A 23,742-nucleotide genomic window follows, 5' to 3' on the forward strand; every position below is an offset into this window, starting at 1 on the left:
GATGAGCACCGGCGTGCCGGGTCCCCACGACGAGATCCGCGCGGCCGCCGAGCGCGTCCGCGCCGACGGGCCGTCCAAGCCGCGGGCGGGCCGTGACCCGGTGAACCTGCCGCTGATCCGCAACTGGCTCGAGGCGATCGGCGACGAGAACCCGATCTACACCGACGACGCCGCCGCGATCGCGGCCGGCCACGCCGGCCCCGTCGCGCCGCCGGCGATGGCACAGGTGTGGACCATGCGAGGCCTCGGCGCCAAGCGCGAGGAGGACGATCCGCTCCGCCGGATGACGGAGATCCTCGACGAGGCGGGCTACACGTCGGTCGTCGCCACGAACTGCGATCAGCTCTACCACCGCTATCTGCGCCACGGCGAGGAGGTGACCATCGAGTCCACCCTCGAGGACCTCGCCGGACCGAAGAAGACCGGCCTCGGCGAGGGCTGGTTCTTCACCACCCGCAGCGTGTGGAAGGTCGGCGACGAGGTGGTCGCCGAGATGCTCTTCCGCATCCTGAAGTTCGCGCCACCTTCCCGCGCTACCGACCGAATGTCACATCCCGTCGATTCGATCGAACCGATGTCACATTCGGCCCTCACGGTTCCGGAGGATCTCGACCCCACCCGCATGCTGCGGCCGTCCGCGTCGCAGGACACCCGGTTCTTCTGGGACGGTGTCGCCGCGCACGAACTGCGGATCCAGCGGCGCCCCGACGGCACGCTGCAGCATCCCCCGGTGCCGGCCCTGTGGCTCGACAAGGACGAGACGACGGACTACGTCGTCGCGTCCGGCCGGGGCACCGTCTTCAGCTACGTGGTGCACCACGCGCCGAAGGTGCCGGGCCGGACGGTGCCGTTCGTCGTCGCCCTCGTCGAACTCGCCGAGGGCGTCCGGATGCTCGGGGAGCTGCGCGGGGTGGACCCCGGCGACGTGCGCGTCGGGATGCCCGTCGAGGCAATCTTTCTCGATTTCCCGGGCGACGACGACACCGGCGGTGACCCCTGGACCCTGTACGCCTGGCAGCCGAGCGAGGAGCGCGCATGAACGTGGCAACGGCCGGACAAGCCCTGCCGCCGTTGACGATCCGGGCCGACCCGACATTCGTCGTCTCGACTGCGCTGGCCACCAGGGACTTCCAGGATGTGCACCACGACCGCGACAAGGCACAGGAGCGCGGCTCGAAGGACATCTTCGTCAACATCCTCACCGACACCGGACTGGTGCAGCGGTACATCACCGACTGGGCGGGCCCGCGCGCGGTGCTGAAGTCGATCTCGTTGCGGCTGGGGGTGCCCTGGTACGCGTACGACTCGCTCACGCTGACCGGAACCGTCGCCGCCGTCGAGGACGACGGTCGCATCACCGTCGACGTCGTCGGGAGGAACGGTCTGGGCGATCACATCACCGCGAAGGCCGTCCTCGTGATCGGAGGCACCGCATGAGCGAATTGTCCCGTCGCGCCGCCGTCGTCGGCATCGGCGCCACCGACTTCTCCAAGGACTCCGGCCGCAGTGAACTGCGCCTGGCCGCGGAGGCGGTGCGGGCGGCGCTGGCCGACGCCGGACTGCGCCCTGCGGACGTCGACGGCCTGACCTCCTTCACGATGGACACCAACACCGAGATCGCCGTCGCCCGTGCGGTGGGTATCCCGAGCCTGAAGTTCTTCTCGCGGGTCCACTACGGCGGCGGCGCGGCCTGTGCCACCGTGCAGCAGGCGGCAATGGCCGTCGCCACGGGGGTCGCGGAGGTCGTGGTGGTGTACCGGGCATTCAACGAACGCTCCGGTGCGCGGTACGGCCAGGTCAACACCGCGCTGTCCACACAGGTCAATTCCTCGGGCACCGACTACGCCTTCTCCTATCCGCACGGTCTGGGTACCCCGGCGTCGTTCGTGGCGATGGCCGCCCGACGCTACATGCACGTCACCGGCGCCACCAGCGCGGACTTCGGGAAGGTCGCCGTCGCCGCGCGCAGGCACGCCGCGACGAATCCGCACGCCTTCTTCCACGGCAAGCCGATCACCCTCGACGACCACCAGAATTCGCGGTGGATCGCGGAACCGCTGCACCTGCTCGACTGCTGCCAGGAATCCGACGGGGGTGTCGCGCTCGTCGTCACCACCACCGACCGGGCCCGGGACCTGCCGCAGCCGCCCGCCGTGGTGGCGGCCGCCGCGCAGGGCAGCGGACCGGACCAGTACATCATGGCCAGCTACTACCGGGACGGGCTGACGGGGCTGCCCGAGATGGGCATCGTCGGCCGCCAGCTGTGGGAGCAGTCCGGTCTCGGCCCGCAGGACGTGCAGACGGCCGTGCTCTACGACCACTTCACCCCGTACGTGCTCATGCAGCTCGAGGAACTCGGCTTCTGCGCACCCGGTGAGGCGAAGGACTTCGTCGCCGACGGCGCGATCGAGCTCGGCGGGCGGCTGCCGCTCAACACCCACGGCGGCCAGCTCGGTGAGGCCTACATCCACGGGATGAACGGCATCGCCGAGGGGGTGCGTCAGGTTCGCGGCACCTCCGTCAATCAGGTTCCCGACGTGGAGAACGTGCTGGTCACCGCAGGCACCGGGGTGCCGACGTCGGGACTGGTGCTGACGCGGGGCTGAGGGCGGCGACGCCGGCCCGGACCCGGAGGGATCCGGCGGGACATCACGGCCGGGAATCGAGCGGGACGGTATAAGTAGGACATGAATTCCGCCTCACACTCAGGCCGCGGCGACGCGGGCCGCGACGCCGACTGGGACGGCCCGGCACCGTCCATGGCGCCGGCGGACCTGCTGCACGACCCGCCGGTCACCCAGCGCGGGGCGCGCCGCCGTGCCGAGCTGATCGCAGCGGCGCGGGTCGTCTTCGAACGGTCCGGGTTCCTCGACAGCAAGCTCACCGACATCACGCGTGAGGCCAAGTGCTCGACGGGATCCTTCTACACCTACTTCAACAACAAGGAGGAGGTGTTCGCAGCCGTCCTCCAGGAGGCCCAGGAGGACATGTTGCACCCGGGGATGGGCCGGGTCGCCGGGACCGACGATCCGTACGCGGTGCTCGAGGCCAGCAACCGGGCGTACCTCGAGGCGTACCGTCGTAACGCCCGTCTCATGGTGCTGCTCGAGCAGGTCGCCAGCATCGATCCGCGGTTCCGCGAGCTGCGGCGCCGGCGCGGTGAGACCTTCATCCGCCGTAATGCGCGCAGCATCGCGGACCTGCAGAAGCGGGGCATCGCCGATCCGGAGATCGATCCGATGCTCGCCTCGCGTGCCCTGTCGGGCATGGTCAGCCGCCTCGCCTACTCGACGCTCGCACTGGGCGACGGCGACGGCGTGGATTTCGATGTGCTGGTGTCCACTCTGACGCGGCTGTGGGCGAACGCCCTGCGGATTCCGGAGCGAGCCGCCGCAACCACTTGAACTTGAAGTCTGATTCAACTAAACAGGGGGGACCATCCCGCGACGAGAGGAAAGCCCCGTGCACGTCGAAGACAAGGTTGCCGTTGTCACCGGAGCCGGGAACGGAATCGGCGCGGCACTCGCGGCCCGGCTCGTAGCCGCGGGCGCACGGGTGCTCGTCGCCGACCTCGACGGCGACGCCGCGTGCCGGGTGGCTCGCGAACTCGATCCGGAGGGCGCCGGTCTGGCCGTGGGCGTCGGTGCCGACGTTTCCGATCCCGACCGTATCCGTGCGATCGTCGACCGCGCCGAGACCGACCTCGGTCCCGTGGCGCTGTACTTCGCCAATGCCGGGATCGGGGGCGGGGCGGGACTCGACGCCGACGAAGCCGCCTGGGACCGCGCACTCGATGTGAACCTGCGCGCGCACGTGCGCGCCGCGCAACTGATGGTGCCGCGGTGGCTCGAGCGAGGGGAGGGCTACTTCGTGAGCACGGCTTCCGCCGCAGGGTTGCTCACCCAGATCGGATCGGCGACCTACTCGGCCACCAAGCACGCCGCGGTCGGATTCGCCGAGTGGTTGTCGGTCACTTACGGCGGCAAGGGAATCCGCGTCAGTTGCGTGTGCCCCATGGGAGTGAACACCCAGTTGCTGCACGAGGGCGAGACCGCCGGCGGCGGCCTGGGCGCGGCGGCCACACGGGCCGTCACGTCCGCGGGCGCGGTCCTCGAACCGGCCGACGTCGCGGAGGTGGTGCTCGCGGGCGTCGAGGCCGAGCAGTTCCTGATCCTCCCGCACCCCGAGGTCCTCGACATGTACCGGATGAAGGGAGCCGACTACGACCGTTGGCTCGCCGGAATGCGGCGCTATCAGGAACGGTTGCTGGCCGGTATCTGACGAGCCGGGAAAACCGCTCGAAACCTGTCGGAGGTCTGTAGCACACTGGGGCGCACATCCGACGACGGGGAGGACTCATGGCCGACGCCATAGTCGCCGAGGGGTTGATCAAGAGGTACGGACCGGTCACGGCCCTCGACGGAATCGATCTGCGAGTCCCGGAAGGGACGGTGACGGCGCTGCTCGGGCCCAACGGCGCCGGCAAGACGACCACGGTGCGGGTGCTCACCACCCTGCTCGTGCCGGACGAGGGCCGGGCCACCGTAGCGGGACTCGACGTCGTCGCCGATGCACGCGCTCTGCGTGCGCGCATCGGCGCCTCGGGCCAGTACGCCGCGGTCGACGAATACCTCACCGGCTTCGAGAATCTCGAAATGGTCGGCCGCCTCTATCATCTGGGCATCAAACGCAGCCGCGAGCGGGCACGTGAGTTGCTCGAACAGTTCGACCTGGTCGAGGCGGGGGACCGGCCGGTCAAGGGCTACTCCGGCGGCATGCGGCGCCGGCTCGACCTCGCCGGTGCGCTCGTGGCGCAACCACCCGTGCTGTTCCTGGACGAACCCACCACCGGTCTGGACCCGCGGGCCCGGCTGCAGCTGTGGGAGGTCATCGACCAGCTCGTCGCGCGAGGGACGACGCTGCTGCTCACCACCCAGTACATGGAGGAGGCGGAGCGGCTCGCGGACCGGATCGCGGTCATCGACCGGGGGGTCGTGATCGCCCGCGGTACCGCCGACGAACTCAAGCGCCTCGTCGGCGGGGAACGCATCGAGCTGGGGGTCGCGGACGCCGCCACGATCCCGGCCGTGCGCCGCGAGCTCGACGACCTCGCGGTCGGCGAGATCCAGGCCGACGCGGGCTCCGGGCGCGTCACCGTGCCGCTCAGCGACCCCGGCTCGACGGGCAGCGGCGCCGATGCGCTGGCCACGGCGCTCGGCCGCCTGTCCGCGGCCGGCATCCGCGTCACCGATGTGGCGCTGCGCAAACCGACACTGGACGACGTGTTCCTCGCCCTCACGGGGCACGAGGCGGACGAGAAGATCGAGGAGGCGGTGGGATGAACACGGCTCAGATGATGGTGTCGGACGGCGTCACCATCGCCAAGCGCAACGTCATCAAGATCAAGCGGGTGCCCGATCTCATCGTCTTCACGATGCTCTCGCCGATCATGTTCGTGCTGCTGTTCGCGTACGTGTTCGGCAGCGCGATCCAGGTTCCGGGGATGTCCTACCGCGAGTTCCTCATCGCCGGCATCTTCACCCAGACGGTGATCTTCGGGGCGACCTGGACCGGTCTGGGCATGGTCGAGGACCTGCAGAAGGGCATCATCGACCGGTTCCGCTCGTTGCCCATGGCGCCGTCGGCGGTGCTGGTGGGCCGCACCTCCACCGACGTCCTCATCAACGTGCTCAGCCTGGTGGTCATGTCGCTGACGGGTCTGCTCGTCGGGTGGCGGATCCACTCGTCGTTCGGGGAGGCCCTCGCCGGATACGCGCTGCTGCTGTTGTTCGCCTACGCGCTGTCCTGGGTGATGGCGGTGGTGGGGATGTGGATCCGCACGCCGGAGGTGTTCAACAACGCGAGTTTCATGGTGATCTTTCCGCTGTCGTTCGTCGCCAACACCTTCGTCGACATCTCCTCGCTGCCACCGGTGCTGCAGACGATCGCGGAATGGAACCCGGTCTCGGCGCTGACGCAGGCGGTGCGGGAGCTGTTCGGCAACACCAATCCGACGATGCCCGTCTCGGATGCGTGGCCGTTGCAGAACCCGATCCTCGCGTCGCTGCTGTGGACGGCCGCCATGCTGATCGTCTTCGTGCCCTTCGCGATCCGTCGCTACCAGAAGGCCGTCAGCCGCTGAGGGACCTTGGACCGGAGGCGCAGGTCCCCGGTCGACGCCGGATGTCCCAAGGAGCCGGAGCGAGGCCGGTCGGCGTGGGATAGTGGGCCTGCCGAGCCAGGACAGGGAAGCAGGCCGACATGGACGAATCGACCGGGAGAGAGCGATGAGCGGGCCGGTGATCGACCCTCGCCGTCACGACGCGGTGATCTTCGACCTCGACGGAGTGGTCACCGACACCGCAGCGGTCCACGCCGCGGCATGGGCGGAACTGTTCGACCGGTATCTCTCGCAGCGCCCCGACCACGACGGTGAGAACCACCGCGAGTTCACCGACGAGGACTACCGCAAGTTCGTCGACGGCAAGCCGCGTGTCGACGGCGTCGCGGACTTCCTGGCCTCGCGCGGGATCACGTTGCCGTGGGGGAATCCCGACGACGGCCCGGACATGGAGACCGTGTGCGGTCTCGGTGCCCGCAAGGACGAGATGTTCCGGGAGCGCATCCATCGCGACGGGGTCCCGGTGTTCGAGTCGAGCGTCGAGCTCGTGCGCCGGGTGCAGAAGGCCGGACTCGACACCGCGGTCGTCACCTCGAGCCGCAACTGCACGCTCGTGCTCGAATCCGCCGGGCTCGCGGATCTGTTCGGCGTCCGAGTCGACGGCGTGGTCTCCGACGAACTCGGGCTGCCCGGCAAGCCCGACCCCGCAGCCATGCTCGAGGCCGCCCACCGGCTCGGGGTCCGCCCGGCCCGGTCCGTCGTCGTCGAGGACGCGGAGGCGGGCGTCGCCGCGGGCCGACGCGGTGGATTCGGGCTCGTCGTCGGCGTGGACCGCGTCCACCATCGCGAGGAACTGCAGCGCCGCGGCGCCGACGTGGTGGTCGAGGACCTCGCCGAGCTGGCGGTGCGCACCGGCGACCGCCGGATGTCCCAGATTCCGGACGGCCTGGCCTCGTTCCAGCAGCTGACCGCACTGCTCGGCAAACGCCGGCCCGCGGTCTTTCTCGACTTCGACGGCACGCTCTCCGAGATCGTGAACGATCCCGCAGCCGCCACGCTTCTCGACGGCGCGTCGGCGGTGCTGTCCACGCTGGCGAGCGAGTGCACCGTCGCCGTCGTCTCCGGGCGGGACCTCGCCGATGTGCAGACCCGCGTCGGTCTCCCGGGACTGTGGTACGTCGGAAGCCACGGCTTCGAGCTGGTCGGCCCCGACGGGCAGCACCGGCAGAACGACGCGGCCCTGGCCGCCGTGCCCTGCCTCGAGCGGGCCGCCGCCGCCCTGCAGGAACGGCTCGACGACGTGCCGGGCGTCGTGATCGAGCACAAGCGGTTCACCGTGGCCGTGCACTACCGCAACGTCCCCCCGGACCGCGCCGACGGACTCGTCGCCGATGTGCGCGAGATCGCCGCTGCCGAGGACCACCTCCGGGTCACGACCGGTCGCAAGGTCGTCGAGCTCCGCCCCGATGTCGACTGGGACAAGGGCCGCGCCCTCGAATGGGTGCTCGAGCACGTGCGCGACGAGGACGACCCGATGCCGGTCTACATCGGGGACGACATCTCCGACGAGGACGCGTTCGACGCGCTTGCCGGCACCGGGCTCGGAATCGTGGTGTGCCACAACGAGGACGGTGACCGCCGGTCGGCAGCGCAGTTCTCGTTGGACGGTCCCGAGCAGGTCCGCCGACTGCTGCAGCAGCTCGCCGAACTGTGGGGCGGGAACCAGGAGGTCGGTCCGCGCCACGACGCCTGGACGCTGTACTTCGAGGGTTACGATCCGCCGGCCGAGAAACTGCGCGAGGCCGTGTGCACCGTCGGCAACGGGTACTTCGCCACCCGTGGCTGCGCCCCCGAATCCCACGCCGGCACCGTGCACTACCCCGGCACGTACGCCGCCGGGATCTTCAACCGCCTGACGGACGAGGTGGCGGGTCGCACCATCGACAACGAGAGCATGGTGAACCTGCCGAACTGGCTGCCGGTCACCTTCCGCATCGACGGCGGTGAGTGGTTCGACATCGACGCCGTCGACGTGCGGGAGTACTGCCAGTACCTCGATCTGCGCCGGGCCGTGCTCACCCGGCGGTTGCGTTTCCGCGACGCTGCGGGCCGCAGCACGACGGTCGTGCAGCGACGGTTCGTCGCGATGCACCAGCCGCACGTGTGCGGCCTCGAGACGACGATCGTCCCGGAGGACTGGACGGGGCGGCTCGAGATCCGGTCGGAAGTCGACGGCTCGGTCCGCAACACGCTCGTCGAACGCTACCGGCACCTCGACGGCAACCATCTGCGGCTGCTGCACACCGCCCGGCTGTCCGAGGACTCGGTGTGTATGACGGTCCTGACCAACCAGTCCCGGATTCCCGTCGCCGTGGCTGCCCGCAGCACGCTGTGGCGCGACGGCGAACGCGTCCCCGCCGAGTACACCCTGCTCGATTCGGGAGGACGGGTCGGACACATCATCGCGCTCGACGTGGCGGCCCACCAGCCCGTGACCCTGGAGAAGATGGCGACCCTGTTCACCGGGCGTGACCTGGCGGTGTCCGAGCCGTCGGAGGAAGCGGCCCGCTGGTTGGCCCGCACGGGACGCTTCGAGGAAACGCTCGAAGGACATGTTCTCGCCTGGGTGCACCTGTGGGACCGGGTGGACATCTACCTCGGGGGCGACGGCGAAGGTCTGCGCATCGTGCGGTTGCACCTGCTGCAGATGCTGCAGACGCTGTCGCCGAACACCGCGGAGCTCGACGTCGGCGTTCCGGCGCGGGGGCTGCACGGGGAGGCGTACCGCGGGCACATCTTCTGGGACGAGCTGTTCGTGCTGCCGGTGCTGAACCTGCGGTTGCCGGGACTGACCCGCTCCCTTCTGCGCTATCGGTACCGCCGGCTGGACGAGGCGCGCCGCGCGGCGCGGGAGGCCGGTCACACCGGCGCGATGTTCCCGTGGCAGTCCGGCAGCGACGGCCGTGAGGAGAGCCAGCAGGTTCACCTCAATCCGAAGTCGGGACGGTGGAATCCCGACGCGAGCTGGCGCCAGCATCACATCGGGGTCGCGGTCGCGCACAACGTGTGGCAGTACTACCAGGTGACCGGGGACCTCGGGTTCCTCGCGGATTACGGTGCCGAGATGCTGGTGGAGATCGCCCGGTTCTTCGCCGACATCGCCACCTACGACCACGCCCGCGACCGGTACGTCATCCGGGGCGTCATCGGCCCCGACGAGTTCCATTCCGGTTATCCGGACGCGCCGTTCGACGGTATCGACAACAACGCCTACACCAACGTCATGGCGGTCTGGGTGATCCTGCGCGCCCTCGACGCGCTGGAGATCATCCCGCTGCGGATGCGCACCGAACTGGTCGACACCCTCGGTCTGACCGCGCGCGAGACCGCGCGCTGGGAGGATGTCAGCCGGCGTATGTTCGTGCCCTTCCACGATCAGGTCATCAGCCAGTTCGAAGGCTACGGGGACCTCGCCGAACTCGACTGGGAGGGATACCGGCGCCGGCACGGCGACGTCCAGCGCCTGGACCGGCTTCTCGAGGCCGAGGGCGACGACGTCAACCGCTACCGCGCGTCGAAGCAGGCCGACGTGCTCATGCTGTTCTACCTGCTGTCGGCGGACGAACTGCGGGAGTTGTTCGAGAGGCTCGGCTACGAGCTGACTGGTGAGACCATCCCGCGGACGATCGACTACTACATGGCACGGACGTCGCACGGGTCGACGCTGAGCGCGGTCGTCCACTCGTGGGTACTGGCCCGGGCACACCGCGGTCAGGCGATGGAATTCTTCGACCGCGTGCTGGCGTCCGACATCGCCGACATCCAGGGCGGCACCACGTCGGAGGGGATCCATCTCGCGGCCATGGCCGGCAGCGTCGACCTGCTGCAGCGTTGCTTCTCCGGTCTCGAAGCCCGCGGTGACCGCCTGGTCTTCGGCCCGCAGTGGCCGGAGGAACTCGGTGTGCTCGCCTTCCCGATCTTCTACCGGGGACACCACCTGCAGGTGCGGATCTCCGGCCGTCAGGTCGAGGTCAGTGCGGGCGCGGGCATCCAGCGGCCGATCGAGATCGAGTGCCGGGGCCGGGTCGAACGCCTGCATCCGGGCGACACGGTGCGGATGCTGTGACGATCCGGGAGAAGCTCAGAGCGGGCTTTCGAGCCACGAGTAGTCGACCCCGACCCAGCCGCCGGCCAGACTGAGGGTGCCGAGCAGCCACAGGGTCATGACCACGATCGCGCCGGTCGTGAGCGCTCCCGCACCCCGTACCACCAGCGACTGTTGTCCGAACCAGTGCATGAAGCGGTCGTAGCGGCCCCGCGCGAAGTGCAGCAGACGGTGCGCCCAGGCGAACTCCGAGGCCAGGATCCCCAGGCCGGCGAAGACGATGAGCCAGCCCGGGCCCGGATAGGGGATGGCCACGATGCCGGCCAGGAACACCAGTGTTCCGAAAGTCCCGACGGTGATGCGGTACGTCAGGTTCAGGGAGGGACGCCGCTCGATGCGCCGCCGCCAGCGGAGCCATCGCTGCTTCAGCCGGCGCCACGGGGATACCGGGGTCCGGGCCTCGGCCCGGCCGGGCGAAACCGCGTGCCCACTCCGTCCTTCACTCACGATCTACCGAGCCTGCTTCTCGTCATACCAGGTTGCCGTGCACGGCAGGGTCGACCTTCAGTCTACCGGTGACCGGCGGTCACGGCGGGGCCCGGGAACGCGGACCTGCACGTCGCGGGCCGGTCCGCCGGCCGGTCAGGCTGCCGCGACGTCCGTCGGAACGGGACCGGCGGCGGTGAGCCGGTCCAGGTAGGCGGTGAAGACGGCGCCGAGCGCCACCGCGGTGTCGATCGTGTCGAGCCCGTGTATCGCCCCGACGAAGCACTCGTAGACGAGGGCGGCCGCCTGCGACGGGAACAACCCGCCCTCGTCGGCGGTCAGCGCCCGCGCCGCGTCGTCCACGCTGCTCGCCACCGTGCGGGCCACCGATCCGTGCAGCGGCACGTCGGCCGCCGCAGCGACCAGGGCGTCCGCGAGCGCGGAGGAGGGGAACGCCACCGCGGTCGGCGCGATCACCCGACGGAACATCGTTACGTTCACCATGTCGAACCTCCCGTGGAATCTCCCGAGCCGTTCGGTCGAGTGGTACCCGTACGGGCACGCTGTACACAGTGCCGCAGGGGTCCGACAACTTCGGCTGCCGACGAGTCATGCCGTCAGGACACGGCGGGCGGCGGCGCGTCCGGCGCGCATGAACTCCGGCCAGTCCCGGGTGCCGAGGAACTGCCGGTAGAAACCGACGCCCCGCACCTTCGCGTACGGCACCGGCTCGATCATCGAGACGCGCGAGGCCGCGCGCAGCCGCGCCAGGTTCTCCCGTGCCAGCTCGACCTGCTGGGACGTGCGGACCTGAGCGGCGATGTAGAGGATGCTCGCGCGGCGTTCGGCCCAGCCGGTGGCGTCCTCGCCTTCGAAGCCGGGCGGGTAGAAGCCGTTCACGGCGAGAGTGACCTCGCACGGCTGCTCGAGGTCGAGCAGCGGGTGGACGGGGAAGATGTCGACGATCCCGCCGTCGCACCAGTGGAACCCACCGAGTGCGACGGGGGCGACGAACAGCGGCAGCGCGACCGCCATGTGCACGGCCCGGGCCACCGACAGGTCGGGATACGTTCGCGGCCCGAGGTACTCGAGGCGGTTCTGCTCGATGTTCCAGATCGGCGCGTAGGCGGGTACGGGCAGCGCGGCGAGCGTCATGTCGCCGAGCAGGCGCCGGTACGTGGCCTCGAGCGCGTCGCCACGCAGGATGCCGGCGAAGCCGCGGCCCACGGTCGGTGCGACGGTGAGCAGGCGTCGCCAGTCGACGTCGATGTAGTCCGCGGGGTCGAGTGCGAGGGTGAATGCTGCGGCCTCGTCGGCGGGGACGCCCGCTGCGATCGGGAAGCCGAACAGCGCGGAACCGGAGCACAGCGAGACGACCGACGGCCGGATCCCGCCCTCCTCCAGTGCGCGGGCCACCCCGACCAGCGATGCGAGCGCTCCGCTGCCCCCGGTCGCGGCCAGCGCGATCCGATCGCCCTCCCGGACACGGACCCGGAAGGGCTCGAACGCGGGAAACGGATGCAGTTCCCGGTCCCATAGGCCCGACGGCCGCTGCAGGGCCGCCCGCGCGCCGTCGAGGAGGAATCCGGTGTCGGTGCGCACGCCGTCGACCACGTCCCGACCGCGGGCGAGAACGTCGAAGTACTGGCGCACCCGGAAGATGTCGAGGACGGTGTCGAGCATGTCTCGACTGTGCGCGCGAGCCGCGGCGCGGACCAGGGTCCTCGGACCCGAATCCGAGGCGACCTACGGTGCGGCGGCGGGACGGGGAGGCGGCGCAGTCAGCGTCCGGGCACGGGGCCCGGTGAGGTCGCGGCACGGAGCTGATAGCGACGCTCGGCGTAGTCCAGGTCGTCGCGCCACAGCCGGGTGGCCGTGCGCTGCATGAGGGGGCGGAGGGCGGCGGCCGCGCGCCGGGTGGCCATGCCGAACCCCGGGCGGGGGGAGTCGGCGACGACGGCCTCGACGATCGCCGTCCGGGGACGGCCGTCCGGGCCGGTGCCACGCGGGGTCGCGTGGGTCTCGACCACGCTCCCGACGCCTTCGCCCGAGACGATGCGCATGACGACGGTGCGCGGTTCGGGGCTGGTGAATTCCGCGCGGACCGGAACCCCCATCCGGCCGGCGACCCGGAAGGTGACGTCGACGACGAACCGGTCCTCGTCGCCCGGGCTGCCGTGGGTGGAGGGTGCCTCGACCACCTCGAGGCGGGCGAACGAGTACGGATGGAACCAGGCGCCGTGCCACGGGTCGAGGCGGTTGGCGACGATGTCGGTGGGTTCGCACACCCCGACGAGGGTGGCGACGGCTGCGATGCGGGAGTCGGCGGTCGGACGCTCGGGGACGACGGGCAGTTCCGTCGGTGTCTCCCCGCCGACGTGGTCGAGCCGGACCCATACGAGCACCCCGTCGTCGTGACTCGGGAAGGGTTTCCAGCCGTACGCGCCTGCGGCGTCGATGCGTAGACCGTGCCAACGGCAGACCAGCGCACCGCAGTCCACCGCTGCCAGCGACATCGGCGCGCCGAGGTGGGGGCACGCGCCGGGGCCGACGATCACCTGCTCGCCGTCGCGCCAGGCGACGAGTTCGACATCGGCGACGGTGACGCCGAAGGGACGCTCCGCACCGATGTCCCGGCTGGCGGCCACGACGTACCAGTTGCCGGAGGGGCGGCGCTGCGAGCGGTCGAGGACGGCGTTGATCAGCTCGGGGCGGGCACCCCGGTAGGTGGGCGCCTGTGCGGCCCAGCGGTCCGGATCCATGGGCTGGACGGGCCAGGTGGCGGGCCAGCGACGGTACAGCGGATCGAGCACGCTCATGCGGGGCGCCTTTCCAGGGCGGCGAGCCGGCGCAGGACCGTCGAGCGGCCCCGGGTGGGAACCGTGTACAGGTCGTGGCCGGCAATGCCCCATTGGGCGAGAAGGGCATTGGCGGCCTCCCACCCCGTGGTGGCCGCGCGTTCCATGAGGGCCACCGGCAGGTCGATGCGGATGCCGTCGCCGGCGAGCATCAGCCGCTCGTGCGGGGTGCGGACGGTGGGCCGGTGCGCGAAATCGCCCACCCCGAACAGGGGGCAGTCCTGGCGCCACAGCGTGCGTTCCTCGACGACGCGGGCGGCGGCGGTCTCGGGGTAGATCGCGTGCAGGCGCGCGAGCACCTGCGCCTGCACATCCCCGGGCGAACGCGATTCGCCGACTCCGTCGCCGGTGGCGGCGTACGCGTGCAGTTCCACGACCGAACCGCCCGTGCGAGCGGCCCAGCCGCGGGCCTCCTCCTCGTAGCGGTCGAGCACGCTGATGTTGTCGAGCGGGCGCAGGCCGCCGGTGCCGAGGAATGCCGGGCGGTCCGTGGCGACTGGGCGATCCAGCCAGAGCCGCTGCACCAGGAACGGGGGAGCGGACCGCAGGTGCTGCACCCGCGAGCGCCACCCGGAATCACCGAGATCGGGCGAGGCGTCGACGAGGGCGCGCAATCCGGCCACGTCGAGTGCGAGGACGAGGCCGTCGGCGTCGGTGCTGCCGCCGGTGTCGTCGTGGATGCGGAAGGTCCGGGTGCCGCCGGGTTCGATGCCGGTCACCGCGGTGGCGGTCCGGATGCGCGCGCCGTGGCCCTCGAGATACCGGCCGAGCGGTCCCCACAGGGCGGTGTCGAAGTTGCCGGTGGCGACGTCGAACAGCAGGCCCTCCGCGGAGCCGAGGAAGTAGATGTGGAACATCGTGGCCAGCTCGGCGGCCGACATCCCGGCCGGGGGCGCGAAGAAGCTGCGCGAGAACACCTCGAACGCGAGGTGATTGGCCGCCTCCGGAAAACGGATGCGCTGCAGGAAGGTCTGGGCGTCGACGTCGTCGAGCCGGTCGTAGATCTCCGGCACGGACACGGTCGCGAGCGGGGCCGCGGCCCGCACGTCGATGCGCACCAGATCCTGCAGCCGGAACGTGGGACTGCGCAGCGCGAACACCAGTGCGTTCCACGGTGGGGTGTTGGGAATTCCGCGAAAGGTGTCGCGCCGGCCCGCGCCGTCGACGAGCGGATAGTCGTCGACCGCCGTCAGCCGCTGCAGATCGGGGTCGGTCCGTCGCAACAACCGGCGCAGGTTGTAGTACTGCCGGAAGAAGGCGTGGAACCCGCGGTTCATGGCGAGTCCGGTGCCGTCGTCGAGACGTTCACGCCAGCCGCCGACCCGTCCGCCCAGGTACGCCTCGCGTTCGAGCACCTCGACTTCCACGCCGCGCTCGGCGAGCGCGGTGGCGGCGGTCAGTCCTGCGATGCCGGCGCCGACGACCACCACGCGGGGCCGCTGCGGCAGATGCCCGGTGTCGGGCGCACCCCTGGAGGCGGGGTGGTGGGCGATCCGCGGGTCGCTGCCGACGGCACCGTTCATGTAACTGCCTCCTGCGGCGCCGGTGGGACCGGCCGTCGTGGTCGAACAGTGGCGAGCCCGAGCCTACCGCGGTGATGTCCGCCGCGACGGCCGACGAGCTCAGCCGCGCAGGCGTGCCGCGTGGGACGCGACAGCTTCGAGATGCTTGTCCGCTGTGCTCAGATCCAGATGGGCGTCGCTGAGGCTGTCGATGACCTCCCGCAGGTTGGCCTCGCCGGTGTCGTCGTCCGCCGCCGGCTCCACCATGTCGAACGCATCGGCGAGGGAGCGCACCCGCCGGTCCAGGGCCCGCAGATCCGTGCGCAGTTCGGCGACCTGCCGGAGGAGATCGTTCAACGTGCTCCCTCTCCGTGTGTGTGCGGCCGGTGATCGCCCGGGCGCGAACATGCCGCCGCACGCTCACGGTAAGCCGGACCGGGTGGCGTTCGAGGCGGAACGGGCGCTCGGCTCACGGCACGGGGACCGCTCAGGACCGATCGGGCCGGTGTCCGGCACGGAAGGCTCAGGCCGGCCGGGTCGCGACGGCATAGACTCGGCTGAGCGCATCCGGAGCCGAACCCGTACGGCCCCGGGGCCGGTGGAACGGCTGAAGCCTCGTCGGACGCGCACTCCGTCGAGCGCGCAGCCGGGTGGGAGAACCGTGAACAGACACTCCGCCCTGTCCCTTCTGGTCCTGCTCTGCGTCGCCGGTTGCACGGACCGCGGCGGGCCGCGGGTTCCTTCGTCGCCGCCGGCGACCGTCCCGGCGGCCGCCGCGTGCGACGTCGCCGAGAGCGCCGGCCATCGCTACGTCTCCTCCGTCGGTCGCAACGGCCGCTACTTCGAGGATCAGCACGGTGACCCGATTCTGATCCGCGGGGACTCGCCGTGGTCCGGCATGGCGGACTGGTCGCCCGAGCAGGCCGAGCTGTACTTCGCGAATCGAGCAGCGCACGGGTTCGACGCGGCCCTCGTCTCCGTGATCGCCGACCCCGACAACGGCGGGCCGAACGAGAACGGAGCCACTTTCGACGGCATCGAACCGTTCGTCGGCGGCGACATCACCGCATGGAACGAGCCGTACTGGGAGCGCGTCGACGAGTACGCCCGAATCGCGTGCCGGTACGGAAACACGTTGTTCCTGTATCCGATCGACGGGTGGAACCTCTCGGGCGTGTTCGCATCGGCCACTCCCGAACAGGCTGCGGTCTACGGCCGGATGATCGCCCAGCGATACGCCCGGTTCCCGAACATCGTCTGGCTGACCGGCGGTGACTATTCGCCCGACACGGACGACGCTGCCGCCGGGGCCGAATCGGACCGGGTACTGCGCGCCGTGCTCGACGGGATCAGGGCGGCCGGCTCGGACAGGCCGTTCTCGATACAGCTCGGCCCCCAGAAATCGCTCTCCACGGACAACCCGTTCTGGGAGCCACTGGTGGACTGGAACTTCGTCTACACCTACCTGCCGACCTACAAGGCCGTGCTGGACGGGTACGAGCGACCGGCAGGCGTCCGGGATCCGCGTCCTGCCGTGTTCGCGGAGGGCAACTACGAGGGCGAGAACAACCAGCCCGAGACTGCGCCGACGACCGACGAGACGCTTCGCCGCCAAGCGCTGTGGGCGTTGACATCCGGCTCCCCGGGGGAGTTCCGCGGCTCCGACGACTGGGAGTTCCGGGACGGCTGGGAAGCGCGTCTCGATACCCCCGCCGTCACGCAACTCCGAGCTCTCCGTGACCTGTGGGCGTCGTGGGCGTGGTGGCAGTTGGTGCCGGACGTCGACGACCCGTTCGTCCTCGACGGGCGCGGGACCCGCGCGACGGACGACGAGACGGTGGACGTCCTGGACAACGACTACGTCACCGCCGCACGCACGCCGGACGGCGCCCTCGCCGTCGTCTATGTGCCGACGGAGCGGACGATCCGGCTCGCGCTCTCCCTGATCCCGCAGGGAGCGAGCTACGCCTGGATCGATCCCGCCGATGCCGCAGCGCCCGCGTTGCCGGCGCAGGTGGACCGGGACGGAAACGTGTCCACGCCGGGAACGAACGTCGGTGGCGCGGAGGATTGGCTGCTGGTGGTCACCGGCTGATGCGGGCTACGGGGTGGCGGGTTCCGGCCGACCGCCGGAACTGCCGGAACTGCCGGAACCGTCGGTAATGCCGGATATGCGGCACGTTTGCCTCTCCCGGACCCGGGTAAGCGGGGGGCGTACGGCTGGTGGAGATCGACGACCATCGGCGACCGCCGGTGACACGGCGGGACGGCCCGGCACAGGCAGGACCGTGCAGAAGTGCCGGCCGTATTCCCGATCCCCTCGGAAGGACAACACTGATGACGTACAGCGGATACCCGGACCCGGGCGGACGGAGCACCGACCCGCTCACCGAGCAACCCTTCACCTCCCCGGACGGTCCGATACCGGAGCCCCGGCACCGTCTCGACGAGTATCGGACGGCACGCGGCGAACCGGACGATGCGTCGTCGGCGCAGGTCGCGCAGGAACAGGCCGGCCGGGTCGCCGGGCGAGCCGCGGACGCAGGCCGGGAGGTGGCCGGAACGGCCGGCGATCAGGCTGCCCGCGTGAAGAACGAAGCGACTGCGCAGGCCCAGGACGTGCTGCGGCGCACCCGGGACGAACTGACCGACCAGGCCGCTCGACAGCAGAAGAAGGTTGCCGAGGGGTTGCGCACGCTCGGAGCGCAGTTCGGTTCGATGGCGCGCGACTCGGAGCAGCCCGGCATGGCCGGTGACCTCGTCCGCCAGGCGGCCGACCGAGCCGACACCGTCGCCTCCTGGCTCGAACAGCGGGAGCCGGGTGGAGTCCTGCACGAGGTCAGCGGTTTCGCCCGGCGTCGACCGGGGGCCTTCATCGCCCTCGCTGCGGGAGCGGGATTCGTCCTCGGCCGGCTCGGTCGCGGACTGAAGGACGCGGACTCCGGATCGGGTTCCGCGACAACACATTCCTCCGACCCGGCTTCTCCCGCGCCTCATTCGCCGACGGCGCAGTCCCCAGGGGTCGCGCACCCCGGGTTCACCGCCGCCGATCCCGGCGCCGGCGGGCCCGCCGGATACGCGTACCCGGCGCAGGGACCCGGCACGTCGGCGCCCGGAACGTATCCTGCGGGACCCGCGACGGGGGCTCCGATGCCCGGCGGCTACTCGGCGCCGGGGACGGGCACCCCGCCGCCCGGCGGATATGCACCGCCGCATCCCGGTGGGGAGGTGCGGCCGTGACTCTTCCTCCCGCAGACCACAATCGAGCCGGCGACCAGCGCTCGCTGGGCGAGTTGCTCGCCGATGTCAGCGGTGACCTGTCCACCCTGATGCGCCAGGAACTGGCACTGGCGAAGGCCGAGGCCACCCAGACCGCGACCCGTGCCCGCAAGGGCGCCGGCATGCTGGCCGGCGCCGCGGTGGCGGCGCACTTCGTGCTGCTGTTCCTGTCCATCGCCGCATGGTGGGCGCTGGGCAATGCGATCGGCCGCGGCTGGTCGGCCCTCGTCGTGACCGTCGTGTGGGCGGTCGTCGCGACGCTGCTGGCCGTGCTGGGACGCTCGGAGCTGGCTCGCGCCAAAGGACTTCCCCGCACCACCGAAACCCTTTCCCAGGTGCCCGGAGCACTTGCCCCTCATCCCCAGGAGAAGCGATGACGAACACCGACGACCCGGATCGGATCCGCGCCGAAATAGACCGTACGCGACGCAGTCTCAGCGCCGACGTCGACACGCTCGCCGATCGGGCGCGGCCCTCGACGATCGCCCGGCGCAAGGTCGGCGGGATCGGCGGCTCGCTGTCCCGGATGCGGGACAGGGTCATGGGCACGGCGCAGGACGCGACGTCGCAGTTGTCGGACACCGGCCGTTCGGCCGTGTCGTCGGCGACCGACGCGGCACGCGGCGTGCCCGCCACCGCGCAGCAGCAGGCGCAGGGCAATCCCTTGGCGGTCGGGCTGATCGCGTTCGGCGCCGGCCTCGTGGCGGCCGCGCTGGTGCCCGCCAGCCGGTCCGAGCAGCAGGCCGCCGTCGCGCTGAAGGAGACCGCGGAGCCGGCATTGCAGGAAGCTACCGACGCTGCCAAGGACACCGCTCAGCGGCTCGCGCAGCCCGCGCAGGAGGCGGCGCACGCGGTCGCCGACACGGCTCGGGATGCCGCGACGACCGTCGCCGAGGAAGGTGCCGGCGCCGCGCGCACGGTGCAGGGCGACGCACGCGACGCCGCACACACCGTCCGCGACCGGCGCTGAGCTGAGCCCGAAACGTCCCGCCCTCGGCCGGAGGGCGGGACGTTCGCCATGCAGGCCGGCGCGTCGTCGTCGCGGAAGAAGTCGTCGCGGAAGAAGTCGTCGCGGAAGAACACGATCCGGATCGCCGTGCCGAGTCCTCGGCGCTCCCCGAGGCCGGCCCCGCGACGTCAGATCATGACGGCGGCGACGGCCACGGCCACCAGAACGGATACCGCGATCGCGAGTCCGAGCAGCACCGAACCGGTGACGGCGACCGTCATGGCTGCCGCTACCGCGCAGGCGACGCCCGCCGTGCCGGACGTGTGCCGCAGACGCGAGCGGGACTCGTCGGCCTCGTCGTTATCGGTCGGTAACCTGTGCCGACCCTCGAAGGTATGGATCACGATGTACCCCCTGCCGTACCACAATGTGATCGCTCTCACATTATGCACTGATTTGTATCGCATCACAAAACGATGTCGCCAGTCGAACGCGTATCGCGTTCGTTGCGGCGCCTCCCGGGTTCGTGCACCCGGGGTGTGGATTCCGCCCGAGCGGGGTATCGGATACGGAGTCGGCAGGAAAGGAGACGGGCGTATGGAGTCGGAACGGCAGGGCAACGACGAACCGCTGGTTGCACATCCCACGATGGCTTTCGTGCTGGACGGCATACTGATTCTGGCCGTGGCGGTGGTGGGGCTGTGGATGTTCGGTTCGCTGCTGTGGGCAGTACTCGGTGGGATCTTCTGCGCGGCCACACACCTGGTGTGCCGGGCGACCGGGCATTGCGGTGCGCCCTCGGCGGCCGTCGCGCAGGCGGAATCGCAGCAGTCGATCCCGGTGACGAGCGCGGAGGTCGCACAGGCGGCCTGACGTTCGATACCCGTCTCGACGCGCACCCCGGCAACTGCTCCGACGGTTCCGCACCGGCAGCCCAGCTCGAGTTCCACGCTCTCCCGTGAAGACGCCACACCCGTTCCCGTCGACCGTCATGGACGACACCGGCACGAACGCCGCGGCGCCTTCGCCTCCCGGCCGGCGGCGCCGCACCGAGACCGCGTCCTGTGACCGGCGGTCTACCGGCCGGCGGCTCGCGCCGCGGCAAGACCGGTCGCGAATCCGGTGACGACGGCCGCGTCCGGCAGCAGCACCGCGGACGACCAGGGGATCTGCGTGAGCGCTGCCTCCGCGGACGGGAATCCGGCACCGAGCAGACCGCCTGCGAGGGCGGCGACCGTGTCGGTGTCCCCGCCGAGCGCGACGGCGGCGCGCATGGCGTCGATCGGCGACCGCGCCGTGACGATGCAGTGCAGCACGGCGGCGACGGTGTCGTACGGTTCGAGCGAAACGCCCGACGGGGCGGCGCTCCAGCGGTCCGTCGCGACCGCGGCGAGGAGGTCCCCCAGACGACGGCCACCACCGAATTCCCCGGTCGCGATGCGCGCCTCGTCGCGGGCCACCTCGAGCAACCGCTGCGCGTCCGCGCCTTCCAGCGACCACGAGGCGCACGCCGAGATCACCGCTGCCGCGCACTGCGCGTCCGGTGACGGATGCGTCACCCGGGACAGACCCAGGCTGAGTGCGCGCCGGCGATCCGGTTCGTCGACCGGAACCGCCCAACCGGCCGGAAGAGCCCGCATCGCAGCGCCGTTCGTGTCGCCACCGGTCTCGGGACGCCGGCCCGATTCGCGGAAGGCCCGGATCGCGGCCAGTGTGGAGGGCCCCAGGCCCGGGACGGTCTCGGCGCGCTCGCTGAGCAGACGCAGGAACCTCGAGCCCGGGTCCTCGTTCGAGGTCGTCGTCAGCACCTCGGCCACGAGGAGGGTGAGCGCCGTGTCGTCGGACGTCGCGCCCCGGGGCCGGCCCGGCCGGACGGGCAGGGTTGCCGCCGTCCCGAGATCGATGTCCGCGGAGTCCGCGCCCTCCCAGGGGACGCCGAACGCGTCTCCGCAGGCGTACGTGGTCAGTGCGGCCGCGATCCGGTCGCGGTAGGAGGCTGCGTCGAGTTCGTCCGTCACCGGTGCCGGTCCCTTCCCTGGGCCAGATGTTCCGCACGTTACCGGAGGTCGCCGGCAGCAGGACGGACGCGGAACCGCTTCCGTGGGCAGTCGTCGCGGTCTATCGTGGGCGTGCGGATCTCGTGTGGGAGGACCCATGACCGAACCGGCTTTCGAGGGGTTGCAGGGCACGGACGGATCGCGCCGGTTCGAGGGGCTGCGCGCCATGTTCGTCAACTGCACACTCAAACGGTCGCCCGAGACCAGCAATACGCAGGGGCTGATCGATCGCAGTGTGGCGCTGATGGAACGGGAAGGCGTCAGGGTGGACCAGATCCGGGCCGTCGACCACGACATCGCGACGGGCGTGTACCCCGACATGACGGAGCACGGGTGGCCGAGCGACGAATGGCCGCAGTTGTTCGAGCGCATCCTCGCCGCGCACATCCTCGTCGTCGCCGGCCCCATCTGGCTGGGTGACAACTCGTCGGTCACCAAGAAGGTCGTCGAACGTCTCTACGGCTGTTCGTCGCTGCTCAACGAGCACGGCCAGTACGCGTACTACGGTCGCGCCGGCGGTTGCCTGATCACCGGCAACGAGGACGGCGTCAAGCACTGCGCGATGAACATCCTCTACAGCCTGCAGCACCTCGGATACGTGATCCCGCCGCAGGCCGACGCCGGCTGGATCGGGGAGGCCGGTCCGGGCCCGTCATACCTCGATCCGGGGTCGGGCGGTCCGGAGAACGACTTCACCAACCGCAACACCGCCTTCATGACCTACAACCTCATGCACACCGCCGCGCTGCTCGTGCGGGCCGGCGGTTTTCCAGTCGGGGGCAATCAACGCTCCCTGTGGGATGCCGGTTGTCATCCTTCGTTCGAGAATCCCGAGCACCGGTGACGGCGCGACTCGGCGGGCGTGCCCCTGCCGCGCGGTGCGCGATCCTCCCGCTCGCGATGCTCGTCGCCACCGCCTGTGCGGCGACGGACGACAGCACCGACGATGCCGCCCCGGCGTCGGGCCCCGCGGTGACCGCGGCCGGAGAGTCGACGGTGGTCACCACGGCGAACGGTCCCCTCGGTGAGATGCTCTTCGACCGGACGGACCAGGCGATCTACATCTTCGACCGGGAGGTGGGCACGGTTCCCGACTGCTACGGGGACTGCGCCGTGGCGTGGCCGCCGGTCCTCACCGTCGGCGCCCCCGTCGCGGCCGGCGACGCCGACCAGGCACTGCTGGGGACCACGGCGCGCTCCGACGGGACCACCCAGGTCACGTACGCCGGGCATCCGCTGTACTTCTATGCCGACGAGGAACCCGGGCAGGTGCTGTGCCACCGGGTGGAGGAGTTCGGCGGGCTGTGGCTGGCGGTCGACGAGGTCGGCGTCCCACTCCCGTGACCCGAGGTCACCACCGGCCGCCGTGACGGTGGACGACGCGTCCGGGAGATCCCGCGGCGCTACGGCAGCGGCGGAACGAGGATCTCGTCCGGCTCCTTGTCCGGTCGCAACCCCTTCCAGCTGGGGTGCCGGAGACTGTCGCCCGTGAACTCCCGGTACTCGACGTCGCCGACCAGTACGGGTTCGGCCCACCGGGCGGCCCGGACGACGGGGGCCGGCGGCGTGACGTCGAACGGATAGGTGGGCCGCTCGAGTTCGTCGAGCCGCTCCCACAGGGCCCGTCGCCCCGCGGTGGTGAAGCCCGTGCCGAGGTTGCCGATGTGGACGAGACGACCGTCGTCGTCGTGGGCGCCGAGGACCAGGGACCCGAAGGTGGCGCGGTGCGGACCGGTGCCCGGCAACCACCCGGCGACGACGGCCTCGGTGTTCCTGCGCAGCGCCGTCTTGATCCATGCCGGGGACCGGCGTCCCGGCTGATAGGTCGAGTCGGTCCGCTTGCAGACGATGCCTTCGAGACCGTGGTCGCGGGCGAGGTCGAGCAGGATCTTCGTATCGGTGCCGATCCAGTGCGGTGGGGTGCGGACCAGAGGACCGGACATCGACAGGTCGACCAGCCGGCGACGGCGTTCGAGGTACGGCAGCCCGGTCGTCGGTGCGCCGTCGAGCGCGAGCAGGTCGAACGCGTAGAACTCCACGGGTGTGGTCCTGATCAGCGCGGCCGTCGGTTTCGCCACGTGGATGCGGCTCTGCAGCCGGGGGAACGACGGCGCCCCGGTCCGCGGGTCGGGCGCGACGATTTCGCCGTCGACGACCGTCGGACGGCCGCGAGCCAGCGCCGACAGCGCGATCGTCAGCTCCGGGTAGATCCCGGAGACGTCCCTGCCGTTGCGGCTGTGGAGCCGGCACCGCTCGCCGTCGCACATCGCCACCGTGCGTGCGCCGTCCCACTTCATCTCCACCGCCCATCCGGTGCCGATCGGCGGGCGGCCGGCGGTGGCGAGCATCGGCGCCGGGACGGAGGCGCGGGCTGGGGGCATGGTA

24 protein-coding genes are annotated in these 23,742 nt (G+C 70.8%); 15 read left to right on the forward strand and 9 right to left on the reverse strand.

Annotated elements, in window-relative coordinates:
* Position 1: 1 nt before the first annotated feature.
* From ACWPQI_RS03160 to otsB, 8 genes are all read left to right on the forward strand, one after another.
* Positions 2–1,039 carry a bifunctional MaoC family dehydratase N-terminal/OB-fold nucleic acid binding domain-containing protein gene (locus tag ACWPQI_RS03160; RefSeq protein ID WP_010594546.1) on the forward strand — a complete coding sequence of 346 codons (1,038 nt, stop codon included), beginning with the start codon at positions 2–4 and terminating at the stop codon, positions 1,037–1,039.
* Positions 1,036–1,437, forward strand: a complete 402-nt coding sequence (locus ACWPQI_RS03165; RefSeq protein ID WP_010594545.1) for a MaoC family dehydratase — start codon at positions 1,036–1,038, stop codon at positions 1,435–1,437. Before ACWPQI_RS03160 ends, ACWPQI_RS03165 begins: the two co-directional genes overlap by 4 nt.
* On the forward strand, positions 1,434–2,606 hold the full coding sequence (locus ACWPQI_RS03170; RefSeq protein WP_203011400.1) for a lipid-transfer protein: 1,173 nt from the start codon (positions 1,434–1,436) through the stop codon (positions 2,604–2,606). The genes ACWPQI_RS03165 and ACWPQI_RS03170 overlap by 4 nt, the downstream gene beginning before the upstream one ends.
* Positions 2,607–2,687: 81 nt before the next feature.
* Entirely contained in the window at positions 2,688–3,404 is a 717-nt protein-coding gene (locus tag ACWPQI_RS03175) for a TetR/AcrR family transcriptional regulator (protein ID WP_003935934.1), read from the forward strand.
* Positions 3,405–3,462: 58 nt separating this feature from the next.
* Entirely contained in the window at positions 3,463–4,281 is an 819-nt protein-coding gene (locus ACWPQI_RS03180; RefSeq protein WP_040273785.1) for an SDR family oxidoreductase, read from the forward strand.
* Between the two features lie 77 nt (positions 4,282–4,358).
* On the forward strand, positions 4,359–5,342 hold the full coding sequence (locus ACWPQI_RS03185; RefSeq protein WP_040273788.1) for a daunorubicin resistance protein DrrA family ABC transporter ATP-binding protein: 984 nt from the start codon (positions 4,359–4,361) through the stop codon (positions 5,340–5,342).
* Positions 5,339–6,142 carry an ABC transporter permease gene (locus ACWPQI_RS03190; protein WP_010594538.1) on the forward strand — a complete coding sequence of 268 codons (804 nt, stop codon included), beginning with the start codon at positions 5,339–5,341 and terminating at the stop codon, positions 6,140–6,142. Before ACWPQI_RS03185 ends, ACWPQI_RS03190 begins: the two co-directional genes overlap by 4 nt.
* Positions 6,143–6,287: 145 nt before the next feature.
* Positions 6,288–10,247 (forward strand): trehalose-phosphatase, encoded by a 3,960-nt coding sequence (gene otsB / locus ACWPQI_RS03195; RefSeq protein ID WP_010594537.1) that lies wholly within the window; start codon positions 6,288–6,290, stop codon positions 10,245–10,247.
* Between the two features lie 15 nt (positions 10,248–10,262).
* Here otsB and ACWPQI_RS03200 read toward each other — a convergent pair whose 3' ends face one another.
* From ACWPQI_RS03200 to ACWPQI_RS03225, 6 genes are all read right to left on the reverse strand, one after another.
* Positions 10,263–10,655, reverse strand: coding sequence for a TIGR02611 family protein (locus ACWPQI_RS03200; protein WP_301916157.1), 393 nt, complete (start codon positions 10,653–10,655; stop codon positions 10,263–10,265).
* Positions 10,656–10,868: 213 nt separating this feature from the next.
* A complete protein-coding gene (locus ACWPQI_RS03205) occupies positions 10,869–11,216 on the reverse strand; it encodes a hypothetical protein (protein ID WP_172603504.1) in 348 nt (115 codons plus the stop codon).
* A 105-nt stretch (positions 11,217–11,321) separates the two neighbouring features.
* The gene (locus ACWPQI_RS03210; RefSeq protein WP_450152050.1) at positions 11,322–12,395 is read right to left on the reverse strand and encodes a patatin-like phospholipase family protein; all 1,074 of its coding nucleotides are present in this window, start codon (positions 12,393–12,395) and stop codon (positions 11,322–11,324) included.
* Positions 12,396–12,493: 98 nt separating this feature from the next.
* Positions 12,494–13,531 carry a DUF5914 domain-containing protein gene (locus ACWPQI_RS03215; RefSeq protein ID WP_048773376.1) on the reverse strand — a complete coding sequence of 346 codons (1,038 nt, stop codon included), beginning with the start codon at positions 13,529–13,531 and terminating at the stop codon, positions 12,494–12,496.
* Positions 13,528–15,093 carry an FAD-dependent oxidoreductase gene (locus ACWPQI_RS03220; protein WP_474738640.1) on the reverse strand — a complete coding sequence of 522 codons (1,566 nt, stop codon included), beginning with the start codon at positions 15,091–15,093 and terminating at the stop codon, positions 13,528–13,530. The genes ACWPQI_RS03215 and ACWPQI_RS03220 overlap by 4 nt, the downstream gene beginning before the upstream one ends.
* A gap of 99 nt (positions 15,094–15,192) precedes the next feature.
* Positions 15,193–15,429: a hypothetical protein gene (locus ACWPQI_RS03225; RefSeq protein ID WP_010594530.1), complete on the reverse strand. Its 237-nt coding sequence runs from the start codon at positions 15,427–15,429 to the stop codon at positions 15,193–15,195.
* 304 nt (positions 15,430–15,733) lie between these two features.
* On the opposite strand from ACWPQI_RS03225, the gene ACWPQI_RS03230 reads away from it, so the two are divergent.
* The 4 genes from ACWPQI_RS03230 (at position 15,734) to ACWPQI_RS03245 (ending at position 19,321) form a co-directional block, all read left to right on the forward strand.
* Positions 15,734–17,167, forward strand: coding sequence for a glycoside hydrolase family 140 protein (locus ACWPQI_RS03230; RefSeq protein ID WP_017680929.1), 1,434 nt, complete (start codon positions 15,734–15,736; stop codon positions 17,165–17,167).
* A 242-nt stretch (positions 17,168–17,409) separates the two neighbouring features.
* On the forward strand, positions 17,410–18,312 hold the full coding sequence (locus ACWPQI_RS03235) for an ATP synthase subunit B family protein (protein ID WP_040273799.1): 903 nt from the start codon (positions 17,410–17,412) through the stop codon (positions 18,310–18,312).
* The gene (locus ACWPQI_RS03240; RefSeq protein ID WP_026137810.1) at positions 18,309–18,728 is read left to right on the forward strand and encodes a phage holin family protein; all 420 of its coding nucleotides are present in this window, start codon (positions 18,309–18,311) and stop codon (positions 18,726–18,728) included. The genes ACWPQI_RS03235 and ACWPQI_RS03240 overlap by 4 nt, the downstream gene beginning before the upstream one ends.
* Positions 18,725–19,321, forward strand: coding sequence for a DUF3618 domain-containing protein (locus tag ACWPQI_RS03245; protein ID WP_040273802.1), 597 nt, complete (start codon positions 18,725–18,727; stop codon positions 19,319–19,321). Before ACWPQI_RS03240 ends, ACWPQI_RS03245 begins: the two co-directional genes overlap by 4 nt.
* Positions 19,322–19,488: 167 nt before the next feature.
* On the opposite strand, the gene ACWPQI_RS03250 is transcribed toward ACWPQI_RS03245, so the two are convergent.
* Entirely contained in the window at positions 19,489–19,704 is a 216-nt protein-coding gene (locus ACWPQI_RS03250; protein WP_040273804.1) for a hypothetical protein, read from the reverse strand.
* Between the two features lie 193 nt (positions 19,705–19,897).
* Between ACWPQI_RS03250 and ACWPQI_RS03255 the strand changes: the two genes are divergently transcribed.
* A complete protein-coding gene (locus tag ACWPQI_RS03255) occupies positions 19,898–20,173 on the forward strand; it encodes a hypothetical protein (protein ID WP_010594524.1) in 276 nt (91 codons plus the stop codon).
* A gap of 203 nt (positions 20,174–20,376) precedes the next feature.
* On the opposite strand, the gene ACWPQI_RS03260 is transcribed toward ACWPQI_RS03255, so the two are convergent.
* Positions 20,377–21,318 carry an ADP-ribosylglycohydrolase family protein gene (locus tag ACWPQI_RS03260; protein ID WP_010594523.1) on the reverse strand — a complete coding sequence of 314 codons (942 nt, stop codon included), beginning with the start codon at positions 21,316–21,318 and terminating at the stop codon, positions 20,377–20,379.
* A 136-nt stretch (positions 21,319–21,454) separates the two neighbouring features.
* Between ACWPQI_RS03260 and ACWPQI_RS03265 the strand changes: the two genes are divergently transcribed.
* Both ACWPQI_RS03265 and ACWPQI_RS03270 read left to right on the forward strand, forming a co-directional pair.
* Positions 21,455–22,201, forward strand: a complete 747-nt coding sequence (locus ACWPQI_RS03265) for a flavodoxin family protein (RefSeq protein WP_010594522.1) — start codon at positions 21,455–21,457, stop codon at positions 22,199–22,201.
* The gene (locus ACWPQI_RS03270; protein ID WP_017680923.1) at positions 22,198–22,701 is read left to right on the forward strand and encodes a COG4315 family predicted lipoprotein; all 504 of its coding nucleotides are present in this window, start codon (positions 22,198–22,200) and stop codon (positions 22,699–22,701) included. Before ACWPQI_RS03265 ends, ACWPQI_RS03270 begins: the two co-directional genes overlap by 4 nt.
* A 59-nt stretch (positions 22,702–22,760) precedes the next feature.
* Here the strand turns inward: ACWPQI_RS03270 and ligD are convergent, their stop codons facing one another.
* Positions 22,761–23,738, reverse strand: a complete 978-nt coding sequence (gene ligD / locus ACWPQI_RS03275; protein ID WP_040273806.1) for a non-homologous end-joining DNA ligase — start codon at positions 23,736–23,738, stop codon at positions 22,761–22,763.
* Positions 23,739–23,742: the final 4 nt, after the last annotated feature.

This window comes from Rhodococcus sp. LMD (assembly GCF_056108245.1).